Origin of the sequence: Cobetia sp. MMG027 (assembly GCF_027947415.1) — a bacterium.
Taxonomy (GTDB): Bacteria; Pseudomonadota; Gammaproteobacteria; order Pseudomonadales; family Halomonadaceae; genus Cobetia; species Cobetia marina.
Window position 1 is genome coordinate 189,429 of the sequence record NZ_JAQJIO010000002.1, and the last position, 20,390, is coordinate 209,818.

The window sequence follows — 20,390 nt, forward strand, 5'->3', positions numbered from 1 at the left end:
CCCTTGCGCGCCTGAGTGGACAGGCGCGCAAGCGAACATGGCGCAACACGCAAGCTAGACGGAACCTCTCCCTTGCCCCGGCCATTTCTGATGTCCGGGGCTTTTTGGATGTGTCGGCTGCCTGCAGGGGCAGCGAGGAGACAGACATGAAGGCACTCAACAACATTCTGGCGCGGGCCAAGGCAGACCCGCGTCGTATCGTGCTCTGCGAAGGGCAGGACATGCGGGTGGTGCAGGCGGCGGTGAGCGCGGCGGAGCAGGGCCTGGCGCAGGTGATGCTGGTGGGCGACCCGACCGTCATCGCCGCCACTGCCAGAGAAGCCGGGCTCGAGGATGGCTCGCTGGGAAGCTGTGAGCTGATCGACCCCGCCACCTCCGAGCACACCGCCAGGCTTGCCGAGACGCTGCACGCCCATCGCGCGGCCAAGGGCATGACGGCGGAGCAGGCCGCCGAGAAGATTCGTGATCCGCTGACGTTCGCCAACATGCTGGTGCGCGAAGGGTTGGCGGATGGCTCGGTGGCGGGGGCGGTGAATACCACCGCCGATGTGGTGCGCAGCGCCATCCAGTTACTGGGCCTGGCGCCGGGCAGCAAGCTGGTCTCCAGCTTCTTTCTGATGATGCTGTGCAAGCCGTTCCACAACCTGAAGGGCGGCATGATCTTCTCGGACTGCGGGCTGGTGATCGACCCCGACGCGGAAGAGCTTTCGCAGATCGCGCTGGCCGCCGCCGATAGCGCCCAGGCTCTGCTCGGGGAAGACCCACGGGTGGCGATGCTGTCGTTCTCCACCAATGGCAGCGCGCATCACGCCTCGGTGGACAAGGTAGTGCAGGCCGCGCATCTCGTGCGGGCGCAACGCCCGGAGATCGCCATCGATGAAGACGTGCAGCTCGACGCCGCCATCGTGGCGGAAATCGCCGAGCGCAAGCTGCCTACCTCCCGCGTCAAGGGCACCTCCAACGTGCTGGTATTCCCCAATCTGGAAGCTGGCAATATCGGCTACAAGCTCGCCGAACGCATCGGCGGCGCCGAAGCCATCGGCCCGCTGCTACAGGGCCTCGCCAAACCCGCCAACGACCTCTCGCGCGGCTGCTCCACCGCCGACATTCTCAATGTCATTGCGGTGACTGTTGTTCAGGCGCAGCAATATAGAAGTACGTAGCTGACATATCAATTAGTAAAAGATATACTTGTTAAAGAAGGGTGAGATTTTATCTCACCTTTTTTTAGTGGCTTAATGCTATACTGCTACATGATCGATTGTAAATTTGCGATTACTGTTCTTTATAAAGCTAGAGGGTGAGTGAATGGATATAGTGGACGCTATATATGGATTTATAAGGCTTCCTTTGGTAAATATTGGAGTAACTGTTTTATCAGTTGTGTCGTCTATCATTGCTGTTTGTCAATATTTGAGTAAAAAACGTGTTGTTAAAGAAAACATTACTCTTAAAAATGAAGTAAGTGAAGTTGTATTGAAATATAATAATTTGGTGCAAGGAGATAAGTCACAATTCTTTCAAGACAACTCCGGGCCCGTTAGTATTGATAATAGAGGCTAGTTATGTCAGGTGATATAACTTTTACCGATAATAAAGCTCCAATTACAATTAGAAATGAGTCTTCTATACGTAGACCTACAGTGATTGGAAAGCTTATCGAGATCATTGCGACAAATAGTGCTACTGCGGATGATCTGAGGCGTGAGCCAGCCGACATAGAAGTGAAAATAAAGCTTAATGATCTTAAACGTTCCAAAAGATATCTCATAGATTATAGAGGAGAGTCATTATTAGTTGATGACTCAATAAAGGAACTTAATAGGAACATTATGAATGGTGATAGAAAGCTAAAAAGACAGATGAAAGATTTCTATACGGATTCTTTGTGTAAATACTCTATTGAAATCAATCCATTTGATCTGAATAAGTTAAGAGAAAACTCGGACAATATAGTCGAGGATGTGGCCCACGCTACAATGGTTTTTGTTAAGAATTCTTCAGATTTACAGGATGGATATTTTGAAGAAGACATTGTCTTTGGTGTGAATCTAATTGTTGGATATAGTATAGTTGAGTGTATTGTCATGGAAAACCCTCATGATCACAATTGATTCAGACCCAGAAGTCAATCCAGTAAGTTTAGGTGCCCATATACTAACGCATTTAGCAGATAATGCAGGCGAAGTAGAGCTGGGTGAGCTCTACAATGTGTTAAAGTATAGTCATGGAATTTCATATGATGTATATGTTTACACATTGGACTGGCTGTATGCTATTGGCGCTGTTGACTTAAATGATGATGAGAGACTTGTATGTTTTTAATCAGCCTTACTGTTTTTAAAAATAATAACATTCTTCGTGAGATTTCTTTTAAAAGAGGTCTCAATATTATAGTCAACTCTGCTAATCCTGACCAATCATCAGGTAATAGTGTAGGCAAGTCTACATTATCTCGCTTGCTGGACTATATGTTTTTATCTAATGGCAAAGAAATATATACTGAGAGCGAGCATAACAATCCTATACCTCAAGTAGTAGATTTTATAAAAAATAATAAAGTCTTAGTTGAGCTAAAGTTTATTGGTTACGATGAAAATAAATATACAATAGGGCGAACGCTTACTCTAACCGCATCTAAATCTGAATATTATATTGATTCGGAAGAAGCTAATAAAAAAGATTACGAAAGAATAGTGGCTTCTCAAGTGTTTGGGTTGAGCTCCGAGAAGCCTACGGTACGTACTGTTTCTAATAAGTTTATTAGAAACACAAACTATAAAATGCAAAATACTACAAGGTTTTTATTTCCTACAACAAAACACGATGTCTATGACCAGTTATATCTCTTTCTTTTCGGTTTTTCAGAGCTGGACCTATTAAAGAAAAAGGCAAAATTAAATCTAGATATAGTCTCTAGCAGTCAACAGTTGACTGCGTATCGGCAGCCTTATAAAGAAAGTGTGTTGAGGAAAATGATAGTTCCATTACATACAGAAGAGAAAGAGATCATCGAAAGAATCGAAAGTTATGACTTTACTGGAACTCAAGATGATAATGTGAAATCATTAGTTAAGATACAAAGTGAAATATCGGACCTAACTATAAGGTATTCTAAAGTAAAGTCTAAGTCAATGTATTTGAATAAATCTATAGAAAGTCTGAAGGAGAACTCAACAAGTATTAACGGAAAGTACCTACAAGAAATATATCTAGATGCTAAAGTGTCTATAAGTGGAGAGCTATTACGATCAATGGAAGATCTTATGATTTTCCATAATAAGGTCATAAATAATAAGATTTCTTATATTAATGCTGGTATAACAGAGTGTCTAGAAGAAGAAGGAAATTTGCGGGAAGAGATATCAAGCTTGCAGAAACATGAATCGGAATTACTTCAGCATATAAAAGAGCCTTCAGTATTGAAGTCTATAGCTGCGCTATATCAGAAACTTTCAAATATTAAAGAGGAAATAGCAAGGGCTAATACATTGCTAAGTAGAATAGAAGAAGTTAAAGCATCACTTGCTAAACTAGAGGAGCAAAAGCAAAAAGTTGTAGACAGGATACAAAGTAACACAGATAGTCTAAATAGCAATGTTAGCCACTTTAATAGGCTTTTTGGCGAGCTAAGCAAGTGTTTTTATGATGAAAGATACATCTTTGATTTAAATTTTGACTCTGAGAAAGAGAGATGTAGTTTTGAAGTTGTTAGTGTAACACCGAACTCTACAGGGGGAAAAAAGAAAGGCGAGCTTAGTGCTTTTGACATGGCTTATATAAAGTTAGTTAAGGAGCTAGGGTTAAAAAGACCTACATTCGTCGTGCATGACAGTATTGAAGACGTTGATGTTAATCAAGTGCATGATATTTTTAAAACAGCGGATAAGCTAGATGGTCAATATATTATTGCTTTGATGAGGGATAAAATAGCAGGTCAAAAGTTTTCTGGATACTTAGAGGAATCTACAATTTTAGAACTGTCAGAGAATGATAAGTTCTTTAAGATATAAATAAGTCAAAGGGGGTTCAGTGATTCCTGTATATATTACTTCCCCTGATGCCGACACGCCTGCGCCATGTGATACACGATTTCATCGGCGAGGGCGTTGTCGAGGGTGCGTTCGAGGTCGATGATCAGCTGGTTAGGGTAGTAGGCGCTGAGGTCCAGCCCGACGCCGAGGCCGAGGATGGCCTGGCGGCCGGAGCGGGTCTGTTGCGCGACCACCTGCTTGAGGTGGCTGTCGAGGTATTGCTCGTCATTGGCCATGTTGGTGGCGCTGTCACAGGGGCTGCCATCGGAGATGACGACCAGTAGACGGCGCGCGCCTTCGCCGGCAGGAGCGTTTTCCGCGAGACGTGAGCAGGCCCATTGCACGGCTTCGCCATCCACGCCTTCGCGGTAGAGATCGGCCTTGAGCAGGGCGCCGAAGTTGCGGCGCGCACGGCGCCACGCCAGTGAGGTGGGCTTGAAGACCAGATACTGCACTTCATTCAGGCGGCCCGGACGCGCGGGCTTGCCGGCGCGTCGCCAGTCCTTCAGGGCGCGGCCACCATTCCAGGCGCCAGTGGTGAAGCCGAGTACCTCGGTGGGCACACCGGCCATGTCCAGCGCGCGGGTGAGTATCTCGATCAGCATCGCCACCGCCTCGCCATGCACCTTCATCGAACCGGAGCAATCGATCAGGAAGCTGACCTGCGCACTGGCTTCGGGCACCCAACGCTCGCGCTGGAAGACCCGCCGCTCGTCCGGCGAGGAAATCACCTGACTCAGCCGCCGCCCATCGATGATTCCTTCCTCCTCCCCGAAGTGCCACCCCTCCCGCTGCGGCGAGCTGAAATGGCGCGCCAGCTGACGTGCCAGTCGTCGCACGTTGATCTTCTGCTCCGCCAGACGCGTATCCAGCGCCTGACGATACTCATCAAGCAGCGCGGCGCGCATGCGCCTGGCCGGTTCCAGCTCGCGGTCATAGGCCGTGGTGAACACCTGATAGGGCAGCAATTCCTCCGGCGCGCCACGCCGATGACTCGGCAGCGGCGATGCCGCCTGCTCCTCGAGCAGACTCGCTTCTTCATCCTCGTTTTCCAGAAACAGCGCGAAGCGCTGGCTGGCATCGGAGTCGTCATCTTCCTCGCCGTCCTGCTCCTCCAGCGACTCGGCCAGTTCCTGCTCCAGCCACAGGCTGATGTTCAGCGCGTGCTGCTGATAGGCCGCCTGATCGAAACGCGTGCGTCTCAGCCCCGCCATGTCAGCGCCCAGCGCCTGATAGAAGGAGGCGCGCGTCGTCTCGATGTAATCCTCCGTCTCGTGGATCACCGCGCAGGCCATCAGGCGCGACCAGCACGACTGGATGACGCTGTAGATCAGGATGCCGCTGCTCGTCTCGGTCAGGCCCGCGTGATAGAAGGCCAGGCACCAGTCGGTGAAGCGCCGCGCCAGATTTTCCTTCACGCCGGGCATGTCAGGATCGACCAGCGCCTCGACGCGCAGCTGTTCCAGCAGGTCATAGATCAGACGGGTTTCCGGCAGCGCCGGGCGCGCCGCCAGATGCAGCGCCTCGTCGGTGTGGAGCAGGCGCAGCGCGATGGCATCGCTGACCGCGCGATAGTTGTCGAGCGTGCAGTCATCCTCCTCAAGGCGCAGATGCGGCGTGCGCAGTGGCAGCGCCTGCGCATGCCGACTCAGGCGCCGCCCCCGATAGGCCCAGCCGGCCTGACCGCTGAGTGCCCCGAGACTTGCCGCCGCAAGCTCCTCGAGATACTGCTGACGACGGCGTACCTGCTGGGCCGCACTCATGCCCGGGCTCCCTTGTCGCTGTCCTGTTCACTCATCAGATCGCTCTCCATCAGCGCCGCGGACTCCTCAAGCTCCCTGGCGAAACAACGCTGATAGAACTCGGCGACCAGCGGGCGCTCATGCTCATCGCACTTGTTGAGGTAGGAGAGACGGAAGGCCAGCGCTGGATTGCGGAAGATCTCGCAGTTCTCCGCCCAGGTGATCACGGTGCGCGGCGACATCAGGCTCGACAGATCGCCATTGGCGAAGCCCTTGCGGGTGAGGTCCGCCACCGCGACCATCGCGCGAATCAGCGCCTGGCCACGCTCGTTGTCCTTGGCCGGCACGCGGGCCAGCACGATCTTCACTTCCTCATCACGCGGCAGGTAATCCAGCTTGGCGACGATGTTCCAGCGGTCGATCTGCGCATGGTTGAGTAGCTGGGTGCCGTGATAGAGCCCATCCTGATTGCCCAGCCCCACGGTATTGGCGGTGGCGAACAGCCGGAACTGCGGGTGCGGGCGAATCACGCGGTTCTGATCCAGCAGCGTGAAGTGGCCGTCGCGCTCCAGAATGCGCTGGATGACGAACATCACGTCCGGGCGGCCGGCATCGTACTCATCGAAGATCAGCGCGATGGGGCGGGTCAGTGACCAGGGCACGATGCCTTCCTGAAATTCGGTGACCTGCACGCCGTCGCGAATCACGATGGCGTCCTTGCCGACCAGATCCAGCCGGCTGACATGGCCATCGAGATTGACGCGCAGGCACGGCCAGTTGAGGCGCGCGGCGATCTGCTCGATATGGGTCGATTTGCCGGTGCCATGCAGGCCCTGAACCATCACGCGACGGTTGTTGGTGAAGCCGGCGAGGATGGCGAGGGTGACATCGGGATTGAAGCGATAGGCCGTGTCGATTTCCGGCACGTGGGCGTCGCGCTCCAGAAAGACCGGCACCTTGAGATCACTGTCGATGCCGAACAGCTCGCGCACGCCGCGCAGCTCAGTGGGCTGCAACTGGCCGGCGGGCAGGGGCTGCTCGGCATTGGCCTGGTCATTGCGCGGGTCGGCGCTGGCATGATGCATCGTGGTGGCGTCGCTCACGGGGTGTCTCCCTCGTCATTCTTGTCGGTGGCTGCCAGGTAGACCTGTATCGGGGAGGTCGGCAAACCTGTCGCGGAGACGCAGGAAACCGGGCAGCGGCAATGGCTTGAATATAGCTTTGTTTCTAAAAATAATGCAAATCGTATCGAAATATGAGATTTGTGATTGTTCATTCCCCCGCAGGAGCAAGGCAGATGAGCGATACCCTGATCATTGGTGGCGGCGTGATGGGCATGATGATGGCGTGGCAGCTGGCCGAGGCCGGCCAGACGGTCACGCTGCTGGAGCGCGGCCAGTGCGGGCGCGAGGCGTCGTGGGCCGGGGGCGGCATCGTCTCGCCGCTGTATCCGTGGCGCTACTCGAGTGCCATCTCGTCGCTGTCACGCTGGTCAGAAGGCGAATACCCCAGGCTTGCCGAGGCGCTCAAGGAGGCCACCGGCATTGACCCCGAATACCGCCAGAAGGGCTTGCTCTACCTGCGGGTGGAGGACGAGGCGCTGGCGCTGGACTGGGCGCGCACCCAGCACAAGCCGTTGGAGGTGATCGGGCGGGAGGCGCTCTACGCGCGTGAGCCGCATCTGGCGGCGGGCCATCAGCAGGCGCTGTGGATGCCGACGCTGGGCAGCATCCGCAATCCGCGCCTCGGTCAGGCGCTACGTGCGCGTCTGCTGGCGCATGTGCGTATCCGGGTGCGTGAAGAGTGCGAGGTCACGCAACTGGTGCTTGCCACGCCGTCGCGTGTCACGGGCGTCCGGCTGGTTGATGAGACCGTCAGCGCAGATAACGTCGTGGTGTGTGGCGGCGCCTGGAGTGGCAAGCTGCTCGCCGCCGCCGGTGTGCTGCTGCCGGTGCGCCCGGTGAAGGGCCAGATGATGGTGTTCAATCCGGTGGCGGCGGGGCTTTGCCGTGTGGAAGATCCGCTGCTGTCGCGGGTGGTGCTGTGCGATGGGCGCTACGTGATTCCGCGCGCCGATGGGCGGATTCTGATCGGCTCGACCCTGGAGCATCAGGACTTCGACAAGTCCACCACCTTAGAGGCACGCGAGTCACTGCATGCCAGCGCTGCGAGCATTCTGCCAGCACTCGGCGAGCTTGAACCGGAGCATCACTGGGCGGGCCTGCGCCCGGGCACGCCGGATGGCACGCCCTTCATCGGTGCGGTACCGGGCCTTCACGGCCTCTACGTGAATGCGGGCCACTACCGCAATGGCCTGGTGCTGGCGCCCGCCGCCACCCGTCTGCTCAGTGACCTCCTGCTGGGCCGTGAGAGCTTCATGTCGGCTCATGCCTTCACGCCACCGGGAGTCGAGATCGCCACCGCTCTGGCGAGTTGACCCCGCTGTCTCGCGCGGGCTTGCGGGGACGATGGGTCCAGTTGGTACCAGGCACGCCGCAATGCTGCCAACTGGCCCAATCGCTGGCGGCCAACTGGTGCTAAAGGGCAGTGATGGCAGGGGCGTAGTCTCGGGGCATGGCGCAGCGATCGCTGATGCCCTTGCTCAAACGACACGCTCGAACCACAAGCCCAACAACAAGACTGCGGAGCCCGACCCATGACCCACCAAGCCACCATCGAACTGCTGAGTGCCTTCTGCGATGCCCTCAACCGTCACGACATCGACGACTGCCTGTCGATGATGACCGATGACTGCGAATTCCTCGCCATTGCCGGGCCGGAGCTGGAAGGCAAGACCTTCGCCGGTCAGGACGCAGTGCGCGCGGGCCTCTCCGCTGCCTGGCAGAACGCGCCGGACGCCCAGTGGATCGACGCGGAAATCTTCGCCGATGGCGAGCGTGGCTTCGTCATCAGCACCTACACCGGCACCACCGCCGATGGCGCGCGCAGCGAAGCACGCATGATCGATGCCTTCACGCTGCGTGACGGCAAGATCGCGATCAAGAACGCCTTCCGCAAGAATCGTCCGCCCGTCAATGTCTGAGCGCCAGTGGCGCATCGATCAGGGAAGCGGTTTCTGAAGCTGTCTTTGCCCCTGGGCAGCACGTCATGGCGTGCGCGCCCTGCGGGTGAGAGGAGGTGTTCGAGATGGAAACTATCGTGCAGCACGGCGCCCGGCCAGATGAGGTGGGCAGCGAGTCAGAGCAGCGCCCGGCCACTCAGGCTTCTCAGCCGTATGACCCGGCCTATGACCCGCTGGTGAGCGCCACCCCCGGCGAAGGGCGCGACTACGCGCCGACCTACTGGGTCGCCACCGCCGGTGAGCCACCGCAGGATGATGGCCCGGTGATGGGTGATATCGACGCGGATGTGGTGATCGTCGGCTCCGGCTTCACCGGACTCACCGCCGCCATCGTGCTGGCCGAGAAGTACGGCATCAAGGCCACCGTGCTGGAGGCCAATCGGGTCAGCTGGGGCTGCTCGACCCGCAATGGCGGCCAGGCGCAGTGCGCCACCGGTCGCCTCAAACGTTCGCAGTGGATCGAGCGTTACGGTCTCGAGGCCGCCCATGGCCTGCACCGTGAGTGCGTCGAGGGCATGGAGAATTTCAAGGAGCTGATCAAGGACATCGACTGCGATCCGCAGCCGGGCGGTCATCTGTATATCGCCCACCGCGAGCGCATGATGCCGGGGCTGGAGAAGGAGGCGCGCCTGTTGCGCGAGACCTTCCACTACGATGCCCGCATCATCGATGGTGCCACGGTGCGCAACGAGTGGGTCGGGGATGAAGAGGCCTGCGGCGCGATGCACGAGCCGGAAGGCATCGGCGTGCACCCGGGCAAGTTGGCCTTCGGCTATCTGCGCAAGGCGCGACGTCTGGGGGTGAAGGTACACCCGGCAAGTCCGGTGGAGAGCTGGGAGACCCGCGATGGCGTGCACTATCTGAGAACGCCGGGTGGCGTGGTCAAGGCGCGTTCGGTGGGCATGGCCACCGGCGGTTACACCTCCGGCAAGCTGCATCCGGAGCTCGACAAGCGCCTGATGCCGGTGCTCTCCAACTCGCTGGTGACGCGCCCGCTGACGGCGCAGGAAATCGAGGCGACACGCTTTCATACCCACCAGGTGCTCACCGACACTCGCGTGCTGCGCCATTACTACCGCCTGCTGCCGGACAACCGCCTGCAGATCGGCAGTCGCAGTGCCGTATCAGGCCGCGATGCACCCAAGGCGCAATACGAGCAGCTGCTGATCGCCGACATGCATCGCAAGTTCCCGGCGCTGACCGGCATCGAGGTCGATTACTCCTGGTGGGGCTGGGTGGATGTCAGTCACGACATGATGCCGCGCATCCATCAGCCGGACCCCAAGCAGAGCGTCTATTACGCCATGGGCTATGGCGGCAACGGCGTGATGTATTCCGCCCAGGCGGGCAAGCGTCTCGCCCAGTGGATCGCCAGGGACGCGGCGGATCTGGTGCTGCCGATCTTCCAGTCTCGCCTGCCGTATCCCAATGTGCTCAACAAGGTGGAGTCGCCGCTGTTCGCGCCATTCCGCCGTACCGGCCAGCGTTGCCTGTATCGCTGGTATGCGATGAAGGACGAGGCGCAGTAGCCTGCAATTGACATGGTCTGCAAGCACGATTGCCTGAAGGACAAGAGGCTCCCTGATTGCCACGTCTTGTTGGCCAGTCAGGGAGCTTCTTTTTTAGCTATAGGGTAATAATTCGCCATTAGTGCCTGTCGAGAATCAGGCGCTCATGTCAGTGACTCTTTCGGGCGCCTGCATCGCCAGTGGCACCAGCTCGGCCAGTTTCATGATGCCGGCTTCGATACGCGATTCCGGAATCGCCGAGAAGCCGAGGCGGAAGTAGTGGCGATGACGGTCGCGATCGCAGAAGAAGTGCAGATCGCCCACCTCGATCAGAATGCTCTGCTGGCGGGCGAGGGCGGCCAGTCGATGGGCATCCAGGCTGGCCGGCCCGTGCATCCAGAAGCAGGAACCGCCATAGGTGGAGGGCGTGCTCATCATCGGCAGGTGACGCAGGATGGCGTCGCGCATCACCAGGAAGCGGCGCTGCATCACCTGATGCATCTGGTTGAGCAGGCTGTCGTGATAGCCCCGCGCGATGAAGAGTCCCACCGCGCGCTGATTGTTGGTCGGCGGATGGCGCAGCATCAGGCGGCGCAGCGCACGCGCCTCACGAATCAGCGTGGGGTGCGCGACCATGTAGCCCAGACGCAGGCCGGGGGCGAGGGTCTTGGATAGGCTGCCGACATAGATGACCCGCTTGTGGCGATCGAGACTCTTCAGTGCGGGCGTCGGGTTGTCGGCGTAGTTGCTCTCGCTCTCGTAGTCGTCCTCGATGATCAGGAAATTGCCTGTCTCGGCCATGTCCAGCAGCTGGCGGCGGCGCTCCAGCGGCAAGGTCACGCCGGTGGGCGACTGGTGACTGGGCGAGACGAACACCAGCCGGCAGTCCTTGAGCGATTCCACCGGCTGCAGGCCCTTGCCGTCGATGGGCAGCAGCTGGATGTCGTCCGTGAAGGTACGCGCGATGTTGTACATGTCGACGTAGCCCGGGTTTTCCATCGCGAACCGCTGGCCCTGCTTGAGCAGCAGCATGCAGCTGATCCACAGCGCCTGCTGCGCCCCCACCGTGATCAGGATCTCCTCCGGGCTTGCCCAGACCCCCCGGCGTGGCAACAGCCGCTGGTGAATCTGCTCGACCAGCAACGGGTCATCATGATTGATGTGGTCCACCGACCAGCTGCGGATCGACGGCACGCTCATCGAGTCCCGGCTGCATTCCCGCCAGTGCTGGGTGGGGAAGAATTCCGGGTCCAGCTGGCCATACAGGAAGGGGTAGTCGTACTGGTGCCAGTCGCCGGGTTTCTCGATGGCACGTTGCACGGAGGGCTTGATGGCCAGGCGCTCATCCCAGTCGAGGCTGTCGGCGTCGATGTCATTGAGGCGTACCGGCGTGTCGGCGCGGCCCTTGAGAATGTCGGGGTTGATGAAATAGCCGCTGCGCTGGCGCGCGATCAGGAAGCCGTCATCCAGCAGCTGGTCATAGGCCAGCATCACGGTATTGCGCGCGACATTCAGCTCGCGGGCCAGCTTGCGGCTGGAGGGCAGTGCCTCATCGCGGGGCAGATGGCCCTCGAGAATGGCTTGCGAGATCTGCTCGCGTATCTGGAACTGCAGACTTTCCTTGCGCGAGGCATCGAGGTGAAACAGCGGGTGGCTCATGCATCTTCTCTGTTGTTGTCGCGGGGATCTTCGTGGAAGTCCCCGTTTTTCATGCATTTTTCATACCTGCCTGTCCCGTCATGTCCAGGGCGAGCGGTGAGCTTGATCGCCTCGTCATGCGTCGGGAATGCCCTCATTGAGGCAGACGGCGCGGGGCAGGGCAAGCGCCTGGCGAGACTGGCCCCATCGATGGGAGTGGACTGGTTCTATGGAGGTCTGGCGCAGGGGAAGAAAGTGAAGTGGCAAGCACAGTGACAGCACGACGCGACTTCCCACTCCCTCTCTTGAGGGCTGCAGATGAGTGTGTGATGGACCTCGTGAATGACAGACCGACACTGCTGGAGGTGGGAGGCAGAGCGGGCGTCATTGACGAGTGCCGGCGCAGTGCCACGCTCGCGGTCACACGCAGCCGTCAGGAGCCCGCAACAACAATAACGACGGGACAGACAAGATGATCGACTCGACACAGACCCAATCAGCAGACCTCCGCGACTTCTCTGGCGCCAGCGCGCTCAAGGCGTCATTGGCCGTCGCGGTGACGGCCGCGAGTCTGGCCATGGCCGGGGGCGCCAATGCCGCGACCTGGAAGATGGCCCTGGGGGATGCCGCCGGTGGCACCCAGTACGAGCTGGGCAAGACCTTCGCAAGCCTGGTGGAAGAGAAGTCCGGCGGTGACATCAAGGTTGACCTCTTCCCCAACGGCCAGCTGGGCAGCGAGCAGGACACCGTCAACAACGCCAGCATGGGCCTGGTGGATCTGTCAGTGGTGGCGATCAACAACCTGACGCCCTTCTCGCCGACCGTCGGCGTGCTGACCCTGCCGTATGTCATCCACGGCCCTGACGATGCCAAGGCGCTGACCCACGGCAAGATCGGCGATGAGCTGCGTGACAATACCCTGCGCGATTCCGGTATCCGCATTCTGGGCTGGGCCTATTCCGGCTGCCGTCGTCTGACCAATTCCAAGCAGGCCGTCGCCTCACCCGAGGACCTGGCCGGCATGGTCATCCGCGTGCCCAAGAACGAGATCATGATCTCCTCCTACCAGTCCTGGGGCGTCAATCCCAACCCGCTGGCGTGGTCCGAGACCTTCACCGCCCTGCAGCAGGGTGTCGTCGATGGTCAGGACAATCCCTACATCACCATCGATGCCATGAAGTTCTACGAAGTACAGAACCACGTCACCGACAGCTGTTACGTGTTCTCGATGGAACCGCTGATCATGGGCGAAGGCACCTTCCAGAGCTTGAGCGAAGAGCAGCAGACGCTGGTGCTGGCGGCGGGTGAAGAGGCGACGTCCCACAGCTACGACTACCTGCTGGCCACCGAGGATTCCATCAAGAAATCACTGGTGGAAGAGCACGGCATGACCATCACCCAGCCCGCCAATGACGAAAAGGAATGGATCGCCAAGGCATCCAGCATCTGGCCGGACTTCTACGACAGCATCGGTGGGCGCGACAAGCTGGTGGAAGTGCTCGAGACACTCGGGCGTGATCCGTCCACCGCTCCCTGATGACGCGCTGAGCTGCTGAGGCTTTCAACGGCCCGTCCGTCATTCCCCTGTCTGTCGTCCTGCGAAGGGCGCCAGGCAGGGGGTGGCGAACGCCATCGATGTCAGGAGACGTATCTGCATGCGGATATTTCTGAAGTGTCTGGACAATCTCGAGAATTATCTCTGCCAGTTCCTGCTGGTGGTGTTCGTCATCATTCTCTTCGCGCAGATCATGCTGCGTAACCTTTTCAGCTACTCGATTCCCTGGGGAGACGAGCTGGCGACCTATGCCTTCGTGTGGTTTGCCTATCTCGGGGCGGTCTATGCCACCCGCATGTCGGCGCACAACCGCGTGACCTTCCAGTTCCGTTTTCTGCCGCGCTGGGTGGAAACCGCCTGTGGCGTGCTCACCGATATCATCTGGATCGCCTTCAATGCGGTGTTCATCTATTACAGCTACGACTTCGTGTTCAACAAGATGAACCTGTTCTGGAAGTCGCAGACGATGGGCGTGCCGATGAAGTACTTCTATCTGATTCTGCCGCTGGCCTTTACCGCCATGACGGTGCGCATTCTCCAGACCAACTATCTCAAGTTCGTGCGCAAGGAAGACATCGTGGACCCGGATTCCCAGGCAATGCAGGAGCTGAAGCAGACAGGACCATCCGTCAATGATGACGACAAGCGCGGGAGCGGGACACCATGATCGATTCCACCATCATCTATATCCTGTTTGGCGTCTTCTTCCTGCTGCTGGTGCTTGGCGCACCGATCACCGTCTCGCTGGGGGTCGCGGCACTGGCGACCTACCTGAGCATCGGCGAGAACCCGATGGCCTTCGTGCAGATCGCCTTTACCTCGGTGGGCGCCTTCCCGCTGATGGCATTGCCGGCCTTCATTCTGGCCGGGGCGCTGATGGAGGCCGCCGGCATCTCGCGGCGTCTTGTCGATATCGCCGAGGCCTTTGCCGGCCCGGTGACCGGGGGACTTGCCGCTGCCACGGTGTTTGCCTGCATGTTCTTCGGTGCGATTTCCGGCTCCGGACCTGCCACCACGGCGGCGGTCGGCATGCTGATGATTCCGGCGATGGCCAAGCGCGGCTATGACCGGGGATATGCCTCGGCGGTCACGGCGTCTTCGGGTGGACTTGGCGTGGTGATTCCGCCCTCGATCCCGATGGTGATCTTCGGGATTTCCGGCATGGGGCTGCAGCCACCTCCCGAAGCGGTGGCGCTGCATGGCGATTTCCAGACACTCTCCATCCCGAAGCTGTTCATCGCGGGCGTCATGCCCGGCGTGGTGATCGCCGGCTTCCTGCTGATGATCAACTACGTGATCTCGAAGAAACGCGGCTATCGCGGGCTGACCAACAGCTGGTCGTGGACACATATCCGCGCCACCTTGAGGAAGGGGATCTGGTCGATGCTGGCGCCCTTCATCATCCTCGGTGGCATCTACAGCGGCCTGTTCACGCCGACCGAATCCGCCATCGTCGCCATCGTCTACACCCTGATCGTCGGCATCTTCCTGCACAAGGAACTCAAGTGGAAGCCGACGCTGCGCACCCTGGAAACCACCACCTGGATCACCGGTCGCGTGCTGCTGATCCTGTTCACGGCGACGGTGTTCGGGCGGCTGCTGGTCGAGCAACGCGTGCCGGCCCATATCGCCGAGGGCATGCTGGCGATGACCGACAACCTCTATCTCATCTGGGCGATGATCATCGTCTTCCTGCTGTTCGTCGGCATGTTCATGGAGACGCTGGCCGCGATCATGATTCTCACCCCGGTGCTGCTGCCGATCATGTACATGCTGGGGATGGACCCGGTGCACGTGGGCATCGTGGTGGTCTGTGCGCTGGCCATCGGCTTCCAGACGCCACCGCTGGGGGAGAACCTCTTCGTGGCCTCGGGGATAGGCGGGGCCTCCATCGAGGAGATTTCGCTCAAGGCATTGCCCTTTGCGGCAGGGTCGGTGGCGGCCATCTTCCTGATCGCCTATGTGCCTGAGATCTCGCTGTGGCTACCCAGGGTGATGGGTTACTGAAAGGCCAGCGGCACCTGATGCCTCTCATCAACGGCAAGGAGAGTGGATATGCCGGCAGTCAGACGAATCCTGTGTTGTGTGGGCCTGCGCGGAGACTGTGAGCGGGTACTGGCGCGCTCGGTATGGTTGGCGGGCGCGACGGGCGCCGAGCTGCATGTGCTGCATGCGGTGAAGGCGCTGTCGGATGACGTGATGAACACCCTCAAGGTCAACATCCGTCACAAGCCGACGCTGGAGGGCCTGATGCAGCAACGGCTCGATCAGGCGAGGGAGAACCTGGAAAAGATGATGGAGGACTTCTGGAGCACCCATGACGACGGCGATCCACGCCCGATGATCGCCGGGTTGAATGTGGTGGAGGGCTATCCGGCCTCGGAGATCATCCGCTACGCCACGCGCCATGACTGCGACATGATCATCATGGCCACCAACAAGCGCGGCTTCGTGGCCTCCTACGCGGGCAAGGTCACCAAGGGGGTGATCAAGCGCGCCAGTATTCCGGTGGTGGTGGTACCGACGCCCTGAGTCAGGGGGAGAGACGCCCCGAAAGAGACGCCTCGAAAGAGACGCCTTGGGAACAGGCGGAGGCAGCAAGACGGCATATGAAACAGCTCGCCCCCACAGGACAGTGACTGTCTGCGGGGGCGAGCTGTTTGGGTGTCATGCAACTCGAGCGATGCCAGTCGGGCTATGCCAGTCGGGCGATGTCTTTCGGGCGATGCAGCGGGGAAGCCACGGTCTATAGCGTACCTTCCAGCTCAGTGGCGATCTGACGCATCAGTGGTGCCCATTCCAGCAAGGACTCGATGGAGTGGCGCAGGCGTGGCGCGTGGATCGCCAGGGTGGCCTGAATCTGGCCGACCTCATCGAAGACCGGCACGGCAATCGCCACCATGCCCTGGATGAACTCCTCGTCGTCGGTGCTCAGCTGATTGCGCACCACGGTGTCGAGTGCCTCTTCCAGCGTGGTCCGCGAGGTCAGCGTGCAGGGCGTATGGGCCTCGAGCGCGAGACTCTGCAGCAGCGCGCGGCGACGGTGCAGCGGCATCAGTGCCAGAAATAGCTTGCCGCTCGCGGTGCAGTGCAAGGGCAGGTGCGAGCCGGGGGCCAGCTGGATACGCACCGGCCAGTTGGTTTCCACGCGGTCGTAGTACATCACCTCGTGGCCATCCAGCAGGGTCAGGTTGCAGGTCTCGCCGACCTTCCCGGCCAGCTTTTCCAGCAGCACGCGGCGTGGCGCCTTGAGGCCCTCATTGGCCAGTGCGCCCAGCGACATGCGCCGGAAACGCTGGCCGGGCAACAGGTGACGGCCATCCAGATCCCGGCTGATCAGCTGCTGTTCTTCCAGCTGCTTGAGCAGACGGTGCACGGTGGGCTTGGGAATCTCGAAGCGCTTCTCGAGATCCGCGGCGCTGATGGGGTGCTGAGCGGTGACGACCTCTTCCAGCAGGCCCAGCGCGCGAAAGAGCGTCGAATTCGTGGGAGTGTCCTTGCTCATCTAGTGTCCTCATCCTGCCTGTCGGTGCATGTCGCGGAAGGTCTCAAGGGACATGTCGGCCGTCAGGTGCAGGTCGGCAGGGCGTCAGTGCATCGATTCATCACGTCAACCGGGAACGGGGGTGTCCGCAGCGGCAATGAGACGAAGACAGCCCCTCGCGGGGCTGTCGATGAGGCTAGTGTTACAGGTTTACCAGGAACAGGGAAAGAGACGGAATCAGACAGATGGCCAGCCAGCAGGCCATCAGGGCGATGAAGTAGGGAATCACGTACTTCACCAGTCTGACGTAGGAGATGCCGGTGATGCTGCTGGCGACATACAGATTGAGCCCGAAGGGGGGCGTGACGAAGCCGATGGCCGCACCGACCAGGAAGATGACCGAGAAGTGGATCGGGTCCACGCCGGCCTGCTGGGCGATGGGGGCGAGAATCGGCGCCAGGATGATGGTCACCGGCAGGCTTTCCAGAATCATGCCGGCCAGCAGGATGATCAGCATGCAGGTGCCAAGCGTCAGATAGTAGTTGTCGATACCGCTGAGCATGTCGCTGAGCGCCTGACCGGCCCCCAGTACCGAGAGCAGTTGCTGCATGACCACCGAGATGGCGATCAGCGGTGCCAGCATGCCGGCGATCTGGCCTGAACGCAGCATGATGGTCGGCAGCTTCTTCAGGCTGATTTCCCGTGTGATCAGCAGTCCCGCGATCATGGTGAAGCCCACGGTGATGGCGGCGGCTTCCGTCGGCGAGAACTTGCCCGAGTAGATGCCGTAGACCACCACGCCGATGGTCGCGAAGCCCAGATAGGCCTTGCGTGCCAGCCTCGCGCTGACGCCCGCCTTGAAGGGTTGCAGCTGACCCCAGCCATTTTGGCGGGCCACCAGATAGCAGGCGACCATCATCGCGATGACCATCAGGGCGCCCGGCACCATGCCGGCGATGAACAGGTCGCTGATCGACAGATTCATCATGAAGCCGTAGACGATGAAGATGATGCTGGGCGGAATGATGATGCCCACGGTCCCGCCGGAGGCGGCCGTGGCGGCCGCGAAGCGCTCGTCATAGCCGTTCTTGACCATCTCGGGCTGCATGATCGAGCCGATGGTGGCGGTGGTGCCGGCGTTGGAGCCGGAAATCGCCGCGAACAGGCCACAGGCGCCGAGGGTCGACATGCCCATACCGCCGCGCATCCAGCTCAGGGTCGAGTAGGCGAAGTCGGAGAGTCGCTTGGCGATCCCCGCCGCGTTGATCAGGTCCCCCGTGAGGATGAACAGCGGCAGCGCCAGCAGGCCGAAGAAGCTCAGGCCCTGGAAGAGGGTGACCCCGACATTGGCCAGCGTGAAGTCGATCACCAGACTGGTGCCGACCACCCACAGGCCGATGACGAGGAAGATGGGCACCCCCAGCAGGAAGAAGGCCGTCACGCCCGCCGTGATCAGGGAGATCCAGATGCTGTCAGTCATGATGACCTCCTCAGTCCATGATGGACGGTTGCAGGTTGAAGGACTCGCCGCGGCGATAGCGCGCCCAGTCGGCGTAGAGATTCTGCAGCACGCGATAGATGATCATCACCCACGCCAGCGGCGTGGCGAGGTAGAACCACCACTGCATGACGTTGTCGGTGCCCGGCACGATGGCGTAGTTGTCATAGGCCAGCGTCACCTGGGTGGTGGTGAAGTAGATCACCATCAGCCCGAAGCCGATCCACAGCACGGCATCCAGAATCAGACAGGCGAACTGGCCACCGCGCGGCAGCTTCATGCGGATCTCGTTGAGGCTCAGGTGAGTGCGCTTCTTGACGTTGAGCGAGGCGCCGAACCAGGTCAGCCACAGGAACAGCAGCACCGGAATGCTGGTGCTCCAGGGGGCCTGCAGGCCGAAGAAGAAGCGCCGGATGACTTCGACGAAGATGATGCCGGCCATGCCGGAATAGGCGATCAGGATGACGACCTGTTCCAGATGGGCATCCAGCCACAGGAAGGGACGCGCCCAGGGCGCGGCCTTCTTGATGGCGGGGTGCTTGGTCGGTTGGCTGAAGATGGTGGTATCGCCCATTACCCCCTCCACCAGCGCTGCGGCTTGACGTTGACGGCGGCAGTGTCGCGGGAGATCTCACGCGCGACGGCATGGATTTCCTGATAGATGTCGAGACCGCCGGACCACTTGTTGAGGCGCTCACGCCATTGCTCCCACGGCTCGGGATTGAATTCCGGCGAGCACATCTGTTCGGCGCGTGAGCGTTCGGCATCCGACAGTGGTGCCACGCGCACGTTGTTCTCGGCGAAGACGGTGCCGGGGGCGGGGTGCTCGGTGGCCCCGACGATCTCGAAGCGCCCGGCCTCGTTCATGCCCTGGGTGAAGATCTGCGCGCAGTAGGCGGACTCCATCACCTGGTCCTGCAGTTCTGCGCCGAGGCTGTCGAACTTGGGCAGGCTCATGCCGGTGTGCTCGGTGCCGGCGAAGAAGCGCAGGTCGACGGCCTGGGAGACCACCGGGGCCATGCCGGCGTAGGCCACGGCGCTCATCCAGGTCTCGGCGCCATCCAGCAGGCCCTGACGCAGGCCATCGAGGGTCTCTTCCCAGGCGACCGGCACCGGATTCAGGCCCAGCTGCTCCATGGCGATCCGGCCCATCTGGGTGCCGGTGACGCGGTTCTTGGTGCCCTTGAGCTGGTCGATGCTGGTGACCAGCGGTTTGTCCTGCCACTTGAGGCCGAGCATGATGCCGCGCAGGTCACAGTGGGTGAACAAAAACTGCAGGTTGTGGCGCTGGCGCAGGGGTTCACGCAGCAGCTGCTCGCTCTTCCTGTGATAGAAGAAGTGGAACATCGAGGCGACGGTGGGGAACAGATAGGCGAAGTCGAGCACGTTCAGGTAGGGCGCGCTGCCCGAGGAATTCTGGGTGGAGGCCGAGTAGATGTCGACGATGCCCTGCTGGGTCTTGGCCACGCAGTCCAGCTGGTTGCAGACCTCGTTGCTGCCCATGAATTCGACGCGGATGGCGCCGTTGGTGCGTTCTTCCAGATCCCGCGCGAAGAACAGCTGGCCGGACTTCTGGATATCGAGATTGCGCTCGTTGAAGCCCGAGGCACCGAAGCGCAGCTGGAACTTGGGCGCAGTCTTGTAGCGTTTCTGCTGCTCCTGATCGGCGGCGCGCGCCAGCGTGGACGCGGTAAGACCTGCGCCGAGGCCGGTGGCGGCCAGCAGGGTCGAGGTCAGACCGAAGCGGCCCGAGATGTCGAGAAAGTCACGGCGTGACAACTTGCTGAGTGGCGATGGCATGGTAGTGCTCCCGGTGTTGTGTTTGCTTTTGTGGTGGGATGCAGTCTGG

At 59.4% G+C, this 20,390-nt stretch carries 19 protein-coding genes; 12 read left to right on the forward strand and 7 right to left on the reverse strand.

Features of this window, described 5'->3' with window-relative positions:
* Positions 1-146 precede the first annotated feature (146 nt).
* From pta to PJK54_RS02875, 5 genes are all read left to right on the forward strand, one after another.
* Positions 147-1,163 (forward strand): phosphate acetyltransferase, encoded by a 1,017-nt coding sequence (gene pta / locus PJK54_RS02855; protein WP_271302201.1) that lies wholly within the window; start codon positions 147-149, stop codon positions 1,161-1,163.
* A gap of 145 nt (positions 1,164-1,308) precedes the next feature.
* The gene (locus tag PJK54_RS02860; protein ID WP_271302202.1) at positions 1,309-1,563 is read left to right on the forward strand and encodes a hypothetical protein; all 255 of its coding nucleotides are present in this window, start codon (positions 1,309-1,311) and stop codon (positions 1,561-1,563) included.
* Positions 1,564-1,565: 2 nt separating this feature from the next.
* Entirely contained in the window at positions 1,566-2,114 is a 549-nt protein-coding gene (locus PJK54_RS02865; RefSeq protein WP_271302203.1) for a hypothetical protein, read from the forward strand.
* A complete protein-coding gene (locus PJK54_RS02870; RefSeq protein WP_271302204.1) occupies positions 2,101-2,325 on the forward strand; it encodes an ABC-three component system middle component 6 in 225 nt (74 codons plus the stop codon). The genes PJK54_RS02865 and PJK54_RS02870 overlap by 14 nt, the downstream gene beginning before the upstream one ends.
* Positions 2,316-4,013, forward strand: coding sequence for a DUF2326 domain-containing protein (locus tag PJK54_RS02875; protein WP_271302205.1), 1,698 nt, complete (start codon positions 2,316-2,318; stop codon positions 4,011-4,013). Before PJK54_RS02870 ends, PJK54_RS02875 begins: the two co-directional genes overlap by 10 nt.
* Before the next feature lie 35 nt (positions 4,014-4,048).
* Here PJK54_RS02875 and PJK54_RS02880 read toward each other — a convergent pair whose 3' ends face one another.
* Positions 4,049-5,797 carry a cobaltochelatase CobT-related protein gene (locus PJK54_RS02880; protein WP_271302206.1) on the reverse strand — a complete coding sequence of 583 codons (1,749 nt, stop codon included), beginning with the start codon at positions 5,795-5,797 and terminating at the stop codon, positions 4,049-4,051.
* Positions 5,794-6,879, reverse strand: coding sequence for an AAA family ATPase (locus tag PJK54_RS02885; RefSeq protein ID WP_271302207.1), 1,086 nt, complete (start codon positions 6,877-6,879; stop codon positions 5,794-5,796). Before PJK54_RS02885 ends, PJK54_RS02880 begins: the two co-directional genes overlap by 4 nt.
* A gap of 194 nt (positions 6,880-7,073) precedes the next feature.
* Here PJK54_RS02885 and thiO point away from each other — a divergent pair, with 194 nt between their 5' ends.
* The 3 genes from thiO (at position 7,074) to PJK54_RS02900 (ending at position 10,387) form a co-directional block, all read left to right on the forward strand.
* Positions 7,074-8,213, forward strand: coding sequence for a glycine oxidase ThiO (gene thiO, locus PJK54_RS02890; RefSeq protein WP_271302208.1), 1,140 nt, complete (start codon positions 7,074-7,076; stop codon positions 8,211-8,213).
* 219 nt (positions 8,214-8,432) lie between these two features.
* Complete coding sequence (locus PJK54_RS02895) at positions 8,433-8,819, forward strand: nuclear transport factor 2 family protein (protein ID WP_077374898.1); 387 nt, start codon at positions 8,433-8,435, stop codon at positions 8,817-8,819.
* Between the two features lie 104 nt (positions 8,820-8,923).
* On the forward strand, positions 8,924-10,387 hold the full coding sequence (locus PJK54_RS02900; RefSeq protein ID WP_084208080.1) for an NAD(P)/FAD-dependent oxidoreductase: 1,464 nt from the start codon (positions 8,924-8,926) through the stop codon (positions 10,385-10,387).
* A gap of 135 nt (positions 10,388-10,522) precedes the next feature.
* Here PJK54_RS02900 and pdxR read toward each other — a convergent pair whose 3' ends face one another.
* The gene (gene pdxR / locus PJK54_RS02905) at positions 10,523-12,025 is read right to left on the reverse strand and encodes a MocR-like pyridoxine biosynthesis transcription factor PdxR (protein WP_136938741.1); all 1,503 of its coding nucleotides are present in this window, start codon (positions 12,023-12,025) and stop codon (positions 10,523-10,525) included.
* 451 nt (positions 12,026-12,476) lie between these two features.
* Between pdxR and PJK54_RS02910 the strand changes: the two genes are divergently transcribed.
* The 4 genes from PJK54_RS02910 (at position 12,477) to PJK54_RS02925 (ending at position 16,091) form a co-directional block, all read left to right on the forward strand.
* The gene (locus tag PJK54_RS02910; protein ID WP_255303130.1) at positions 12,477-13,541 is read left to right on the forward strand and encodes a TRAP transporter substrate-binding protein; all 1,065 of its coding nucleotides are present in this window, start codon (positions 12,477-12,479) and stop codon (positions 13,539-13,541) included.
* Between the two features lie 118 nt (positions 13,542-13,659).
* The gene (locus PJK54_RS02915; RefSeq protein ID WP_077374890.1) at positions 13,660-14,226 is read left to right on the forward strand and encodes a TRAP transporter small permease; all 567 of its coding nucleotides are present in this window, start codon (positions 13,660-13,662) and stop codon (positions 14,224-14,226) included.
* Positions 14,223-15,566 (forward strand): TRAP transporter large permease, encoded by a 1,344-nt coding sequence (locus PJK54_RS02920; protein ID WP_205632734.1) that lies wholly within the window; start codon positions 14,223-14,225, stop codon positions 15,564-15,566. The genes PJK54_RS02915 and PJK54_RS02920 overlap by 4 nt, the downstream gene beginning before the upstream one ends.
* Positions 15,567-15,614: 48 nt before the next feature.
* Positions 15,615-16,091, forward strand: coding sequence for a universal stress protein (locus PJK54_RS02925; protein WP_077374887.1), 477 nt, complete (start codon positions 15,615-15,617; stop codon positions 16,089-16,091).
* A 214-nt stretch (positions 16,092-16,305) separates the two neighbouring features.
* Here PJK54_RS02925 and PJK54_RS02930 read toward each other — a convergent pair whose 3' ends face one another.
* The 4 genes from PJK54_RS02930 to PJK54_RS02945 all read right to left on the reverse strand — a co-directional run bounded on the left by PJK54_RS02930 (position 16,306) and on the right by PJK54_RS02945 (position 20,341).
* Positions 16,306-17,064, reverse strand: a complete 759-nt coding sequence (locus tag PJK54_RS02930) for an IclR family transcriptional regulator (protein ID WP_271302209.1) — start codon at positions 17,062-17,064, stop codon at positions 16,306-16,308.
* 181 nt (positions 17,065-17,245) lie between these two features.
* The gene (locus tag PJK54_RS02935) at positions 17,246-18,523 is read right to left on the reverse strand and encodes a TRAP transporter large permease (RefSeq protein WP_077374881.1); all 1,278 of its coding nucleotides are present in this window, start codon (positions 18,521-18,523) and stop codon (positions 17,246-17,248) included.
* Positions 18,524-18,533: 10 nt separating this feature from the next.
* Entirely contained in the window at positions 18,534-19,115 is a 582-nt protein-coding gene (locus PJK54_RS02940) for a TRAP transporter small permease (protein ID WP_077374878.1), read from the reverse strand.
* A complete protein-coding gene (locus tag PJK54_RS02945) occupies positions 19,115-20,341 on the reverse strand; it encodes a TRAP transporter substrate-binding protein (RefSeq protein WP_191237517.1) in 1,227 nt (408 codons plus the stop codon). The genes PJK54_RS02940 and PJK54_RS02945 overlap by 1 nt, the downstream gene beginning before the upstream one ends.
* Between the last annotated feature and the right edge of the window lie 49 nt (positions 20,342-20,390).